This is a genomic window from Treponema sp. UBA785 (genome assembly GCF_002297065.1).
In the GTDB taxonomy this organism is placed as follows: Bacteria; Spirochaetota; Spirochaetia; order Treponematales; family Treponemataceae; genus Treponema_D.
The window spans coordinates 13,398-27,356 of sequence record NZ_DBJD01000048.1; the positions used below are offsets into that span (position 1 = coordinate 13,398).

Sequence of the window (13,959 nt, forward strand, 5' to 3'; positions counted from 1 at the left end):
TGGACTGTTTTTTGTTTTCAAAAATCTTTACAGTTCACAATTCTTTATAAAACAAAAGAAAAAATCTACAAAACCATTACAAGTGTTCCGGCGGCAAGAAGAATCGAGCCAAGCAGTGATTTTAAAGTAAACTGTTCGTGTAAAAATACAAAAGCGAGAATCAAAGTCAAGACCGTGCTCATCTTATCGATTGGAACAACTTTCGATGCCTCTCCGATTTGCAAAGCCTTGTAATAACAAAGCCAAGACGCTCCTGTTGCAAGCCCAGACAAAATCAAAAAAATCCAGCTGCGCCTTCCAATATTTAAAATGCCGTTTTGAGAGTGCGTCAAAAAGACCATTCCCCATGCCATCAAAAGCACAACAAACGTTCTTATGGCAGTTGCAAGGTTTGAATTTACACCTTCAATTCCAACCTTTGCAAGAATCGAAGTTAATGCTGCAAAAACTGACGAGCCAACCGCAAATAAAATCCACATATAAAAAATAATATACTGAATTGATTTTTTTAGCTCAATTGTCTCAGTTTTTGGCTGCCTTTTGAAGATTTTTTATGCTTTCTGCAAAAAGCCTGTTTTGGTCATCACGCACAGGCACGCTAAAAGCAGGACCGCCGTCTTTTTCAGAAATTCTGTAGATGTTTTCCGAACTGCAAGAGTATGCAGGACTTTCAACATTGTTAATCCACCAATCGAGAACACTCACAAGGCACATTGCATATTTTATCAGGTTAGCATTTGTCGCGGCGCTTTCGCCTTGAGATTTTCTGCCTAAAAGCACATCAAGCCTTTTTGAAACTGGGTTTGGAATATCGAATTCGTATTTTTCCCAAGGATTTGAAATTCCTAAAACGAGCCCTTTCGTTCCTGACTGTTTGTCAATTTCTTTAGAAAGTGAAGTCAAATTCTGGCGCAGAAAATCAGTGCGCAGACAAAGCGGAATATATTTGTCGTCATTTGCAGGCTTTTCAAGCAAAAGCTGTTCAAATTCAAAATGCGGCAAAAAATTATATTTTGTCTGCCACAAAATCGAAGTTAAAAGTTTTTTTCCAAAAAGTGAATTTTTAAAATCGCCCTGAGAATACTGCTGGTTTACAAAATCGCAAAGCTGCTCGCAGTATTTTTTTTCAAAAAGCTCTTCGCGGTAAACTGTCCATTCATTGAGGGCAACTGAAAGCTTGTCCGTCTTTTTTTTTGACTTGAATTGAGTTCCATCATCTTCTTCCGTAAAAACAATATTTCGGCATCCTTGAAACAAATCTTCGATAATTCTCAAAAGCGTAACAACAACCTGCATTGGGTTTTGCGGATTCAAAAGATTATAACCGTCGCGGAATTCATAAATCGGCTGAAAATACGGATACAAGTCCGGCATAGAATCAAGCCTCGAAAAGCCGGCATCTGGAAAAAGCCTTTCAAGAAGCTTTATTCCGGCGTCCACGATTTCTGTATGCTTTCCGCGCTGAAGTTCCGGATTGTTTTTTTTGCGTTCTTCTTCCTTTTGCCTGCGTTCCTGCTCCGCCTTCTGCTGAGCCGCTTTTGCATCTTCTTTTTTTTCTGGAAGAATTATGTCGAATTTAGAAATTCCGAGAAAAGAAAGAATATTTGCAGTTTCTTCTGTAAAAAAAGCCGGAAAATATTCAAATTTCGGACTGCACATCCGCATTAAAAGCGGATACATTCCTTTTATAATCTGAGTGTAAACATAAAGCCAGTCGGTAATTCCCTGCTTAGAAAGCATAATCAGCTTTTTTTGATCCGAATTTGGATATTTCATTAAATCGCTGTAAATTTCCTTAAAAAAGCGCGGAATTGTGTTTTCGCCAATGTAATAAATTTTAAGCAAATCCTTATAAACAGTCTTTACAATCGGCTGCATCATTGCAACTGTAACTTCTTCCGGATGCTCTTGAACGTCGAGTATCAAAATCTTTAAATTTTTCATTGTCCAGCCGCCGACAGTCCTCAAAAACTTGAATTTTGTCTCCTGGCTGCTGACAATTTTTGATTTATAAGTTTCCGGGCTTATTTGAATTAAAGATTTTACTGTCGTTAAAAAACTTTGGTAGTGTTCAAGATGATTCTGCAAGTCGTAAGAAATGTAGCTTGGACGCAAAAGCTCAGTTCCATTTTTTTTAAGATAGCGGACAAAATTAAAAATTCCAAAATTCGGCTTGATTTTGTAATCTTCGCTCATCATCAGTTTGTCCATTAAACTGCGTTCTTTTGAAGAAATTTCTGGCAGTCCGTTTTCTTCTCTTTTTCGGGCCGTTTTTGGAACATAACCGTATTTGTCGCCTTTTTTTTGTTCTGAAGATGAATTTGAATTTTTTGTCTGGGCTGCATTTTCCGACAAAGAAGCAACATCCGCCGCCGAACGGCCATTTGCCCTGTGCGAGTAATGCCTTTCTTTTTGAGGGAATGCTGAATAATCAATCGGCGCCGATTTTTCCTGCAAAATTTCGCCGCCAAGAAGCTTTGTCATTCTGATAGCTTCTTCCTTGTCGATCGGACCTATCGCTCTTCTTGTTGCATCGAGAGTCCCAGGTTCCCAAGACTGTTCGACTTTTTTTTGACCAAACTCATCGCTCATTTTCAAACCCTCAACAACTGCTCTCTGGCAACGCCGCCAAAACCGCTTACAGTTATATCTTCTCCGTCTTTTGTCTTAAAAACACCTTCAAATTTTCCATAAAGGTTTAATACCACGATTTTAAAAGCAAAAAGACTCAGTTCCCGGTAAATTTTAGAAACAGGAACAAAAGTCAAGTCCACCATGTTTTCTGTATCTTGAATTATCCACTTTTTGTTTACGCCAAAAGGCTGCGTCATCTTTACAGGCGGAAGAGCCGTGCAGTTTCCATCGACCATCAAAATATTCTGATTTACAGCTTCTTGAAGAGAAACAGAATCCAGAGAATTATTAAGCACAAAAGAAATGCTTCTTCCTTTAAAATCTCCGGAAGCAAAAATTTTTTGTTCCTGAGTTCTGTAACCATAATACGCACGTTTTATCGAAAAAACAGATGTTTCATTCTCCACATCTATAACCTGTCCGGCAGATTTTTTTGTTTTGCCGATCGTAAGTGTTCCACGCAATTTTTGAGAAGTTACATAAGTTGCACAGCAACGCCGCCTTGATTTTAGAGGAACGCACTGCGTAACTTCGTTAGAAGCAGGGTCAGAAAAATGCCCAGTTAAAGCCGCCTGGACAGAAGGACTTACAGAAGTTCCCTTTAGATTAAAAATTATCGAAATTCTATCACGCTTGTGATCCCAGCTGATTCGCACATAACGCCGTGAATTAAAACTTGCACAAAATCCCTGTTCAAGATTATGAGGAATAAAACGATGTCTTGGTCCCATCAAATTTCTGTAAACATATTTGCGGCCGTTTTCTTTATTCCATAAATCAATTTCTACAAGCCCAAACATTTTATTGTCAAAAAAACTGATTAATCCCTGGTAAGGTCCGGCATTAAAATTAAAAAGAATGGAACTTTTTATACGAAAATTTGAAATGAGTACAGGAAGAGGAACTCCGCCGAACGGCGAGTGCAATCCACGAATGTCAAGCTGAGAAACATGCCCCGCAAAAGTTCCGAAAAGCGCGTGTCCGTTTTTTACAAGCGCGGGAGGCGGTTCAAGCATTTGCCTAAAATACATTCTACAATTATATATCAGCACATTGAATAAATGCAAATAGAAGCATAAAAAAACAGATTTTTTTACAAAAAAATAAAAATCAATAATTAAATATTGCAAACCGATAAATTTCAATATTATTTACCAAATATAAAAAAAAGAACTCTGTTTGACTTTGCGAATAAAGCCTAGTCAAGTTATAATGATCGAATGAGGTTTTCTATTATGAAAAATGCTACAAAACAAAAATCTATTGCAAAATTTATCACAATTCTACTTGCAATCGGGGTTGTTCTTTACGCAACCATCGTAGTCTTTGTCGTAAACAACAGGCTTTCAAGCGGAATTGTTTCTTATTTTGCCAGCGAAATCAAAGATCAATCAAAAATCCTTACCAAAGAAATGAACAACACTTTGGAGCAGGCGCAATCAACAGCCGCAAACATTCAGCTTGCATACGCAACAATATATCCAGAATACGGCTTTGACAGAACAATCATGAACAGTTTTGCCATTGGCGCAAGAGAATATTACGGCGCAAAAAATATTGTATTTTTTAACAGCTTTGGAATGCAGGTTTCAAGTCCAAAATATGGTGTCGTACCAAAAACAGCCGTTATCCGCGAAGTTTTAACTGGAAAAGAAGTTGCAAAATTCGAAAAGGACGGGGCAGACATTTATGCAACAGTTATTCTTCCTCTAAAATCAGAAAATACTATTTTTGGCGCTGTTGAAATAAGGACTCCAGTTTCGACCGAAGATGTCGTTAAAGAGGCAGCTTCATACAGCGACTGCGATTTTACAATTTTTGACGGAAACACTCGCTACGTAACTTCGCTAAACGATATGACAGGAACAACTCTCGATGACGACGAGCTATTTGAATCTGTAAAAAACGGAAAACCAGTTATTTTGCAGTCAGTTTTTAAAGGTCATCACTACGTTTCTTATTACTTTCCGTTTTATGACGATGATGGAAACTTTTTAACAACACTTTTTATCGGAAAAACTTTGGACATTGCAAAAAGTCTTTCAAGTTCAATTTTCCGCTCGTTAATCGGAGCAATTGTTTTATTCTCAGCGCTTCTTCTTGCAGTTCTTTCATTTGCAATCTATAAAAAAATAATAAATCCTCTCGAAAAAGTCAGAAAGGCAGTCGGAAATCTTTCCTCTGGAGATGCCGATTTGACAGTAAGAATTCCTGTTAAAGGAAACGATGAATTCTCTGGACTCGCTTCCGATGTAAACAAATTTGTCGAAATGCTTCAAAAAATTATTCAGGATTTGAATCTTTCTCAAAAAGCGCTTAACGAAGCAAGCGAAAGTCTTGAACAAAGCGCGCAGGGTTCAGCTTCCGCCGCATCGGAAATTCTCGCAAATATTGAAAGCGTACGAAAACAGTCAAAAAATCAGTCCGATTCTGTTATAAACACATCTTCGGTTTTGGAGTCTTCTTCGGAAACAGTCGACAAGCTTTCAGAACTGATAGAAGGCCAGGCAGCGGGAATTGCACAGTCGTCTGCCGCAATTGAAGAAATGCTCGGGAACATTTCGACAGTAACAACTTCCGCAGGAAAAATGGCTGACAGTTTTGAAGAACTCTCAACGACAGTCGGCGATGGAAGCTCAAAGCTTGCAAGCGTTGATAAAAAAGTTACACAGATTGCAGAACAGTCAAAAACTTTGATCCAGGCAAACAGAATTATCTCTCAAATTGCCTCAGAAACAAACTTGCTTGCAATGAACGCCGCAATTGAAGCTGCGCACGCAGGAGAAGCAGGAAAAGGCTTTAGCGTTGTCGCAGAAGAAATCAGAAAACTGGCAGAAACTTCAAGCGCACAAACAAAGACAATTTCTTCCGAATTAAAGGAAATTTCCACTTCAATCCAGGAAGTTGTTGAACTTTCCCACGAATCCAGCACAGCTTTTGAAGCAATTGTTTCAAAACTGAATTCAACAGATTCGATAATTCAAGAAATTGACGGTGCAATGGGAGAACAGCAGACTGCTTCAAAACAGATATTCGAATTTTTAGCAAGAATGAGAGATCAGTCTGGTGAAGTAAATAAAAAAGCAGACGATATGAAGGGAGGAATTGCAAACGTTTCAAGAGATATGAACAATGTTTCTCAAATCTCAGCGACAATTCTCGGCAGCATGGACGAAATGACACTTGGAATGCAGCAAATTGGCGAAGCTACGCAAAACGTTTCTACACTTGCAGAAAGCACAAAAGACAACATTGGCACTATGAGCAGGCAGCTCGGACAGTTCAAGGTTTAAGCAGATCATAAACAGCAAAAAAGAGCGGGCGTTGAAAACAACGCCCGCTCTTTTTTTATTTACCCTTATTTTCGAGTTTTACAATTTATTATTTCGTAAATGCAATAACCTTGTCCATAAGGTCTTTTCCGTAAATTTCAGAGAAGATTTCAAATACGCTCTGTGTAGCCTTTTTGAATTCTCCAAGATCTGGACTTGTTACAACCATTCCTTCTTTTTTAAGGCTTGCAACAAGGCTGTTTGTCTGCTCTTTTACAAGATTTCTGTTAAGGTTTTGTGCTTTGATTGCCGCATCCTGAACAACTTTCTTTTCAGCAGCAGAAAGTTTATTCCAAACATCTTTTTTGATTACGAGCGGCATTGCATCGTAACTATGGTTTGTAATTGCAAGATATTTCTGAACCTGATAAAGCTTGTTGTTGTAAATTACAGGAATAGGATTTTCCTGAGAGTCAAACTGTCCTGCTTTTAATGCGGCCGGCAATTTTCCAAAATCAAGAGGTTCTGGACGGGCGCCCAAAGCTGTCATTGTCTCCATTACAATCTGGTTTGCAGGGGTTCTGATTTTAAGACCTTTCATGTCTGCAACTTTTGTTACCGGGCGGTTTGTTGTAGTAACACAGCGGAAACCATTGTCATAATGAGCAAGAACTACAATGTTAGACGATTCGAGCTCTTTATTAACGCCTTTTACAATATCGCTGTCCATGAATTTCCATGCCTTGTCAAAATCTGTAAAAAGAAACGGCAAAGCCGAAACGCCTACGTTTGTAGCATAAATACCAAAATTTCCAGCGCTTGATACTGTCATATCAACAGGGCCCTTATTGATAATGCTTTCAATAAGGTTTGTGTCCGAAGCTTTCATTCCAATTGATGCAAGTTTTGAACTGTCATAAAGCTCAACAGTAATGCTCCCTTTTGAATTTTTTTCAACTTCTTCCTTAAACAACTTTGAAGCTACAGCGCGAGGATCAGATGAACCTGTCGAGTAGCCTAGCTTTATTACAGTTGCAGAAAAAGCACTTGCAATAAACGAGCCAGCCATGAGAGCTGCAAGAATTGTTTTCTTCATACGTGTACTCCTAATACTTTTAAGATTATTAAATTATATCACTATTTTAAGAAAATATACAAAAAAACAAAAAAATACGAACGTTAAGAGCAAATTTTTGACATAAAACTTTTGCTATACAAGATTGAATAAAACATAAAACAGACTGTGTATTGATTTTTATATTCCGATATGATAGATTCTCTGTATTGCCAGGATCTAGCAAAGTCTGCTTTAAGCACCGTGTCAGAGGGGGAACCCAGCAGCACACTTTTTGCAGTCTTGTGTATAGACACCCTGGCTTTTTTTATGCAAAAAAAACGGAGCAAAAAACTGTTTTTTTACAAAAAGCTATGCTCCAATTTTTCTAATTTTCTAGTCCAGTGAATAAACCTGGTTCCCCAGATAAAAAGTCTTATGAACACGTCCGGTAAGTCTTTGACCTTCAAACGGCGTTGATTTTCCTTTGCTCTGGAATTTTTCTGAACAGACTGTCCACTGCTCATCTGGATCTACGAGAACAAGATTCGCTTCGTAACCTGGAGAGAGTTTTCCTGAATTAAGCTTTAAAAGTTTTGCAGGATTTTCGGACATAAGCTGGCTCAGACGGCACAAGCTCAAGCCTTCTCGTTTTACAAGAACCGTATTGCACACAGCGAACGAAGTTTCAAGCCCGGTAAAACCTGGACTTCCAGCGGCCTTGTCCTGCTGAGTATGAGGCGCATGGTCTGTCGAAATCACATCAACAGTTCCATCTTTTATTGCGGCAATAAGGGCAGAACGGTCTTCTTCGCTTCTAAGAGGCGGATTTACGAGCGCACGAAGATATGGAGAATCAGTGCCAACCAGTCCGATATGATGAGGCGTTACTTCGACAGTACATTCAAAGTCTGCTGAAGTTTTTCCTTCTTTTTTGAGGAATTTTGCGCGTCTCACTGCGTCCATGCTGATTGCTGTAGAACAATGGCAAACATGAATATGGCAGCCGGCAGTTTTTGCAATTTCGATATTCCGCTCTGTCGCCGCATCTTCCGCAAGAGCCAAAAGCTGGTTTGCCGCCGTCAGACAGCCGTCAATTTCAAAATTTACAGAATCTGGAACATTCTGCGTTACTGCATTCACCTTGCCGGCGGGGATATTGTAATTTTCCATAAACTTTAATGCACGCTGACGATACGGTCTTGCAGCGGCTGCTAAAGAAGGATCTTCGCAGTGGCAGCTAACGATTATGCTTTTTTTTCCAGCAGATTTCATTCCTTCAAGCATAACAGCAGAATTTGCAACTTCGTGTCCGTCCTCGCTGATTACAGGAAATTCCTCAACTGAAAGGTTTTGAATTTCAGAAACATCTTCGCCTTCAAAATTTTTTGTAATGCTTACAGTCTGAAAAACGCGCGCAAGTTTTTTTTCTGACGCCTCGCTCATTATCTGCCGGGCAAGCTTAGCGCTGGAAACAACAGGCGCAGTATTCGGCATTGCAACAACTGTTCCAAAGCCTCCTGCCGCCGCCGCCTTTAAACCAGAATCAAGGTCTTCTTTTTGAGTCTGCCCTGGATAACGAAAATGCACGTGCATATCAACAAATGACGGCATCAAAACAAGTCCTTTTGCATCAAAAAAAACAGGATTTCCCTTAACTTCCGGCAAAACAGATCTAGCTATAACAAGAGCCGTTTCAGAATTTTTAATTTCGCCAAGAAAAACTCCGCAGATTTTGCCGTCTTTTACAACAACAAGTCCGGGATTTTCTATCGAAGAATCTACTAAAATTGCATTGTAAATAATCAGTATTTTGGAGTCCATTTTATTTTCCTTGTTAAAACTTATTCAATTTTTCCTGCAGTATAGAAAGCATCGCAGTATTCGCAGCGGTAAGTTGCCTTTTTTCTGTCAGCAAGAATAAAAACCTGAGGAACATAATGCTCGGTCATTGTTATACAGCGCGGATTTTTGCATTTTATAACGTTTTCTACACGGTCTGGAAGTTCCATTCTAATTTTGCGGACTATTTTTTCGTCTTTTATTATATTAACGCAAATATTTGGATCTACAAAACCCAAAACCGAAAAATCAATATTTATGATATTGTCGATTTTAATTATGTCCTTTCTCTCAGCTTTTTTGCTTGGAACATTCATAATCAGCGCGCTTGTAAAACTTGCCTTATCAAGTCCAAGCCAATGAAAAATTTGCGGGCCGCAGCCTGCCTTTATGTGGTCGATTACAAGGCCGTTTTTTATTGTATCAACATTAAGCATTACAGAACCCCCAGAATTTTTGCAATAAGAGCCATTCTCGCATACATTCCATATTTTACCTGCTTAAAGTAGGCGGCGCGCGGATCAGAATCAACTTCCGGAGAAATCTCGTTTACGCGAGGAAGCGGATGCAAAACAATCATATCTTTTCGGGCAAGCTCCATTTTTGACTTGTCGAGAATATAACTGTCCTTCAAACGCAGGTAATCCTGCTCATTAAAAAAGCGCTCCTTTTGAACCCTTGTCATATAAAGAATATCAAGATCGCCGATTACATCTTCCAGACGGGTTGCAGCCGAATAAGGAATATTAGCTTCGTCCAAAAAATTAGAAACCCAGTCAGGAATTTTTAATTCTTCCGGGCTTATAAAAACGAATCTTACATTTTTGTAACGGCACATTGCCTCTGTCAGAGAATGAACAGTCCGTCCAAATTTCAAGTCTCCGCAAAAACCGATTGTGTGGCCTTCAAAACCGCCTTTTAACGCACGAATCGTAACAAGGTCGGTTAAAGTTTGCGTCGGATGATAATGGCCGCCGTCGCCAGCATTGATAATCGGACATTCTGAAAATTTGCTCGCCAGAAGAGCCGCGCCTTCTTTTGGGCTTCGCATTGCAATTACATCAACGTAAGAGCTTACAACACGAATTGTGTCCGCTAAAGTTTCGCCTTTTGAAGTTGAACTATTGGAAGCGTCGCTAAAACCTTCGACAGTCCCGCCCAAATGAAGCATAGCCGCTTCAAAGCTCAAGCGCGTTCTAGTGCTTGGCTCAAAAAAAAGTGTCGCAAGAATTTTCCCGCGACACACGTCCTGAAAAGAAGATGGATCAACAATAATCTGTTCGGCGAGAGCACAAATCTCGTCAATTTCTGAAACAGTCAAATCATTTGGCTGAATTAAACTTAGACCTTTAAGCATGGCTTGAGTTTACCACAATGAAAAATTTTTACCAATAGAAAATAAATCTCTTGCAAAAATTTTTAAAATAAAGTTTTTGTTTAACCTCTCCAGTGCTCACATAAAAAAGCCTGATTTTGAAAACTCAAAATCAGGCTTATGTTAAAACTTTTTATTTGTTAGCGTTCCTTCTTAAAACTGTAAATCAATTTATCTGACGGGGCATTGTCTACGCTGACAAGAACCCAACCTCTGCTTTGCAGCTTTAAAAAATCCGATTCAGAAATGTTTTCTACCGTTACAAAAGGTTCCATAAAGAGCGATTCCTCCCGCGCTTTTGATTTTTTGTTAACACTCTCGAAAACTTTTTTAACTCTTATAAATATATTTTAGCACTAATCCGTAAAAAAACATAAAAAAACCGAACTTTTTTGCGTAAATATAACGTTTTATTATTTATTTCTACATAAATCCTACGCCAGATTGAAGCAGCGCGAAGCGTCCGCCTTTGGCGGATGGAGCAAAAGCGGAACTGCGAAAAGCTGGTTAGACGAAAAAATTCCGTCCGCATTTATAGTAGACTTTCCAATAACTAAAAGTTACGGATTAAAATTTTGACTTGTAAAAAATCCTCATATATCATTTAAAAATCATCTAAATATTGATTTGTTCTTGAGGAGGAATATGCAGATGAAAAAAATTTTGCTTGCTGCAACAGCAGCATTGGTTCTGTTTGGCGCTACAGGTTGTAAAGAAAAAAACACCGCTTACCCCAAAAAAGGCATTACTATGATTTGTCCATGGGGTGCTGGTGGAGGAACTGACGCAATTCTTCGCGCTGTTTGTTCTACTGCCGAAAAATATCTTGGAACGACAATAACTGTTGAAAATAAAACTGGCGGCGCTGGCTCTATCGGTTATCGCGCAATCAAAGATGCAAAACCGGACGGCTACACTCTCGGCATGATTACTTTTGAATTGAATTCAAACCCATGGCAGGGACTTCAGGATTTTACTTACGAAGCTTATGATCCGCTCGTTATGGTAAACACTGATGCTGCAACAATCACTGTAAAAGCTGATGCCCCATACAACACTCTTGCAGAATTTGTTGACTACTGCAAAGCTCATCCTGGAAAAGTAAATATCGGAAACTCTGCCCCAGGCTCTGTATGGCACATTGCTGCCGGACTTTTTGCCTCTGAAGCAGGAATCGACGTAAAACACGTTCCTTTTGAAGGCGCTGCTGGTGCTGTAACAGCTGTTGCCGGCGGTCATATCGAAGCCGTTTCTGTTTCTCTTGCAGAAGTAAAATCTCAGCTCGATGCTGGAAACGTAAAAGTTCTTGCAATTATGGATTCAAAACGTCCAGAAGCTTATCCAAATATTCCAACAATGAAAGAATGTGGTTATGACGTTGAATTTGGTACTTGGCGTGGAATTGGACTTCCAAAGGGAGTTCCAGCAGAAATCAGAGCTGTTCTTTTTGACGCTTTCACAAAGGCTATGAAAGATGAAAACTTCATCAAAACAGCTAAAAACCTGAACCAGAACGTTACTTATATGGATTCTGAAGTTTTTGCAACTTATCTTAAAAACAACTACGAAGGCACTGGCGCCACAATGAAGCAGCTTGGACTTGCAAACTAGCTTCTAACTAAATATTTTGGGCTGTCCAAAAAGTTTGAACAAGCAGTAAGATTTTCTGTCAAAATATTTGCGGCAGAAGATTTTGTTGCGACAACTGCTTTTGGATAGCCTTTTTTTTACTGGAGACAAAAAAAATGAGAATAGCCAACATTGTTTCGGCAATAATTGGAATGCTCTTCTCTTTGGCCGCATTCCTCAAAACTCTTACATTCAAAAAATTTATTAACGTTCCTGTCGGCCCGGAATTTTTTCCGCGTTTTCTTTGCATTGCGCTTTTTATCTGCTGTCTGATTCTTCTCATTACAAACATTCTGAAAAAAGATGACGGCAAAAAAGCTCCTACAATCAGTCCGCTTAACAAAGATATGCAAAAATGTATTCTTGCGCTTGCAGTAATTGTAGTTTATGCACTGCTTTGGAACGTAATCGGCTTTTTGCTTGCCACACCGCTCGCACTTTTTGCTATGATGCTGATTCTTGGGCAGAGAAACTATCTTACTATGGCGATTATCGCTGTCTGTGCAGACCTTGTGATTTTCTGCGCATTCAAATTTCTTCTTCAGATTGAAATGCCTATGGGCTTTCTTGACGGATTATTCTAGGAGGTGGAAAGATGGATTTTTCTTTAATTTCTTCGGCGTTTGGACAAGTTTTCTCGCTTTCTACTATACTATATACTTTTTTAGGTGCGGCCGGCGGAATTTTAATCGGCTGTATTCCGGGTCTTACCGCAACTATGGGAATTGCGCTTCTTGTTCCGTTTACTTACGGAGTTGAATTTATACCTGGCGTTGCAATGCTTTTGGGAATTTTCTGCGGCGGAATGTACGGCGGTTCAATTTCGGCAATCTTGATTCACACTCCGGGAACTCCTTCTGCCGCGGCAACGGTTCTCGAAGGCTTTCCAATGAGCCAAAAAGGTCAGAGCGCACGCGCTTTAACGCTTTCGCTTTTTTCTTCTTTCTGCGGTGGAATTATCGGCGCAGTCATTATGACTTTCCTTTCTCCGACAATTTCTAAAATGGCCTTAAGGTTTGGACCGGCAGAATTCTTTGCATTGGCAGTCTTTGGTTTGAGCGTTATTGTTTCAATTTCTGGAAAATCGATTTTAAAAGGCTTGATTACGGCAATTTTTGGACTTTTAATCTGCTGCGTTGGAATCGACAAAACTTGCGGTTACATTCGCTTTATAAACCTTCCTGGATTCTACGATGGAATTCCATTTATTCCTGCCTTAATCGGACTTTTTGCAATCAGCGAAGTTCTTGCCAATTTTGAGCATCTTCTAAAAGGCAACCCGGCTCCCAAAAATATAAACGCTTACAAGACCGGCAATGCAATCGGAAATTATCTGCGTTCTGTAATAAAAAATGTAGTTCCAAGCAAAGAAGACTTTAAGGTAATCTGGCCGCACATGCTCAAAGGCGGTTTAATCGGAACTTTTATCGGTGCAATTCCTGGCGCAGGCGGCGATATTTCGGCATTTGTTTCGTACAGCGAAGCAAAAAGATGTTCTAAACATCCTGAAAAATTCGGACACGGAGCACCTGAAGGAATCGCGGCTGCTGAATCTGCAAACAACGGTTGTTCTGGCGGTGCAATGATTCCAATGCTTGCGCTCGGTGTTCCAGGAGACTCGAATACGGCAGTTTTGATGGGCGCATTTATTATGCACGGATTCCAGCCGGGACCGATGATGTATGTTGAACATCTCGATGTCGTTTATGCAGTTTTTGGTGCTTTGATAGCAGCAAACGTTGCCTTCCTTATAATCGGAATGCTGGGTGTAAACCTCTTTTCTAAAGTAATCAATATCCAGCGTTACATTTTAATCCCTTGTATTCTCGTTCTTTCTCTTGTTGGTTCTTACTCAATCAACCAGAGCATGTTCGATGTTTATTTTGCAATTGCAATGGGCGTAATCGGTTACCTTATGCAAAAATATGAATTCAACCTGTCTCCGATTCTCCTTGCCCTTATTTTGGGACCAATGTCAGAATCAAACATCAGGCGCTATATGCAGATTGTCGATGGAAACTTTATGAAGATTTTTACCCGCCCAATCTGTATTATTTTCTTTGTGCTCGCAGTTTTCTCAATTATTGCAGCGGTTTTGAACCAAAGAAAAATTGCAAAACGAGTTGAATCTTCTCAGTCTGATGACACAAACG

12 protein-coding genes and 1 other RNA gene are annotated in these 13,959 nt (G+C 39.6%); 5 read left to right on the top strand and 8 right to left on the bottom strand.

Features of this window, described 5'->3' with window-relative positions; all coding sequences use genetic code 11:
* Positions 1 to 65: 65 nt before the first annotated feature.
* The 3 genes from B2X33_RS03765 to B2X33_RS03775 are packed head-to-tail and all read right to left on the bottom strand — an operon-like array spanning position 66 to position 3,650.
* Entirely contained in the window at positions 66 to 479 is a 414-nt protein-coding gene (locus tag B2X33_RS03765) for an EamA family transporter (RefSeq protein WP_296018703.1), read from the bottom strand.
* Between the two features lie 43 nt (positions 480 to 522).
* Complete coding sequence (locus tag B2X33_RS03770) at positions 523 to 2,592, bottom strand: hypothetical protein (protein WP_296667763.1); 2,070 nt, start codon at positions 2,590 to 2,592, stop codon at positions 523 to 525.
* A gap of 2 nt (positions 2,593 to 2,594) precedes the next feature.
* Entirely contained in the window at positions 2,595 to 3,650 is a 1,056-nt protein-coding gene (locus B2X33_RS03775; protein WP_296018717.1) for a DUF2804 family protein, read from the bottom strand.
* Positions 3,651 to 3,869: 219 nt separating this feature from the next.
* Between B2X33_RS03775 and B2X33_RS03780 the strand changes: the two genes are divergently transcribed.
* Complete coding sequence (locus B2X33_RS03780; RefSeq protein WP_296018724.1) at positions 3,870 to 5,927, top strand: methyl-accepting chemotaxis protein; 2,058 nt, start codon at positions 3,870 to 3,872, stop codon at positions 5,925 to 5,927.
* A gap of 88 nt (positions 5,928 to 6,015) precedes the next feature.
* Here the strand turns inward: B2X33_RS03780 and B2X33_RS03785 are convergent, their stop codons facing one another.
* On the bottom strand, positions 6,016 to 7,002 hold the full coding sequence (locus tag B2X33_RS03785) for a TRAP transporter substrate-binding protein (RefSeq protein ID WP_296018730.1): 987 nt from the start codon (positions 7,000 to 7,002) through the stop codon (positions 6,016 to 6,018).
* A gap of 189 nt (positions 7,003 to 7,191) precedes the next feature.
* Here B2X33_RS03785 and ffs point away from each other — a divergent pair.
* Positions 7,192 to 7,287, top strand: an RNA gene (gene ffs / locus B2X33_RS03790) — signal recognition particle sRNA small type.
* A 69-nt stretch (positions 7,288 to 7,356) separates the two neighbouring features.
* On the opposite strand, the gene B2X33_RS03795 is transcribed toward ffs, so the two are convergent.
* The 4 genes from B2X33_RS03795 to B2X33_RS03810 all read right to left on the bottom strand — a co-directional run bounded on the left by B2X33_RS03795 (position 7,357) and on the right by B2X33_RS03810 (position 10,452).
* The gene (locus tag B2X33_RS03795; protein ID WP_296667766.1) at positions 7,357 to 8,784 is read right to left on the bottom strand and encodes a dihydroorotase; all 1,428 of its coding nucleotides are present in this window, start codon (positions 8,782 to 8,784) and stop codon (positions 7,357 to 7,359) included.
* 20 nt (positions 8,785 to 8,804) lie between these two features.
* A complete protein-coding gene (locus B2X33_RS03800; RefSeq protein ID WP_078930873.1) occupies positions 8,805 to 9,239 on the bottom strand; it encodes an aspartate carbamoyltransferase regulatory subunit in 435 nt (144 codons plus the stop codon).
* Positions 9,239 to 10,159, bottom strand: coding sequence for an aspartate carbamoyltransferase (gene pyrB / locus B2X33_RS03805; protein ID WP_296667768.1), 921 nt, complete (start codon positions 10,157 to 10,159; stop codon positions 9,239 to 9,241). The genes B2X33_RS03800 and pyrB overlap by 1 nt, the downstream gene beginning before the upstream one ends.
* Positions 10,160 to 10,317: 158 nt before the next feature.
* Positions 10,318 to 10,452 carry a hypothetical protein gene (locus B2X33_RS03810; protein WP_296018766.1) on the bottom strand — a complete coding sequence of 45 codons (135 nt, stop codon included), beginning with the start codon at positions 10,450 to 10,452 and terminating at the stop codon, positions 10,318 to 10,320.
* 376 nt (positions 10,453 to 10,828) lie between these two features.
* Between B2X33_RS03810 and B2X33_RS03815 the strand changes: the two genes are divergently transcribed.
* From B2X33_RS03815 to B2X33_RS03825, 3 genes are all read left to right on the top strand, one after another.
* Complete coding sequence (locus B2X33_RS03815) at positions 10,829 to 11,788, top strand: tripartite tricarboxylate transporter substrate binding protein (RefSeq protein WP_296667770.1); 960 nt, start codon at positions 10,829 to 10,831, stop codon at positions 11,786 to 11,788.
* Between the two features lie 134 nt (positions 11,789 to 11,922).
* Positions 11,923 to 12,390, top strand: coding sequence for a tripartite tricarboxylate transporter TctB family protein (locus B2X33_RS03820; RefSeq protein WP_296667772.1), 468 nt, complete (start codon positions 11,923 to 11,925; stop codon positions 12,388 to 12,390).
* Between the two features lie 11 nt (positions 12,391 to 12,401).
* Positions 12,402 to 13,959, top strand: a 1,558-nt coding sequence (locus B2X33_RS03825) for a tripartite tricarboxylate transporter permease (RefSeq protein WP_296667773.1), incomplete at its 3' end; no start/stop codon positions are given.

Bases quoted from the DNA above. Each gene is read 5' to 3' on its own strand.
- B2X33_RS03815 (WP_296667770.1), top strand. From the start codon at position 10,829: ATGAAAAAAATTTTGCTTGCTGCAACAGCAGCATTGGTTCTGTTTGGC.
- B2X33_RS03765 (WP_296018703.1), bottom strand. From the start codon at position 479: ATGTGGATTTTATTTGCGGTTGGCTCGTCAGTTTTTGCAGCATTAACT.
- B2X33_RS03780 (WP_296018724.1), top strand. From the start codon at position 3,870: ATGAAAAATGCTACAAAACAAAAATCTATTGCAAAATTTATCACAATT.
- B2X33_RS03770 (WP_296667763.1), bottom strand. From the start codon at position 2,592: ATGAGCGATGAGTTTGGTCAAAAAAAAGTCGAACAGTCTTGGGAACCT.
- B2X33_RS03800 (WP_078930873.1), bottom strand. From the start codon at position 9,239: ATGCTTAATGTTGATACAATAAAAAACGGCCTTGTAATCGACCACATA.
- B2X33_RS03775 (WP_296018717.1), bottom strand. From the start codon at position 3,650: ATGCTTGAACCGCCTCCCGCGCTTGTAAAAAACGGACACGCGCTTTTC.
- B2X33_RS03785 (WP_296018730.1), bottom strand. From the start codon at position 7,002: ATGAAGAAAACAATTCTTGCAGCTCTCATGGCTGGCTCGTTTATTGCA.
- pyrB (WP_296667768.1), bottom strand. From the start codon at position 10,159: ATGCTTAAAGGTCTAAGTTTAATTCAGCCAAATGATTTGACTGTTTCA.
- B2X33_RS03795 (WP_296667766.1), bottom strand. From the start codon at position 8,784: ATGGACTCCAAAATACTGATTATTTACAATGCAATTTTAGTAGATTCT.
- B2X33_RS03820 (WP_296667772.1), top strand. From the start codon at position 11,923: ATGAGAATAGCCAACATTGTTTCGGCAATAATTGGAATGCTCTTCTCT.
- B2X33_RS03810 (WP_296018766.1), bottom strand. From the start codon at position 10,452: ATGGAACCTTTTGTAACGGTAGAAAACATTTCTGAATCGGATTTTTTA.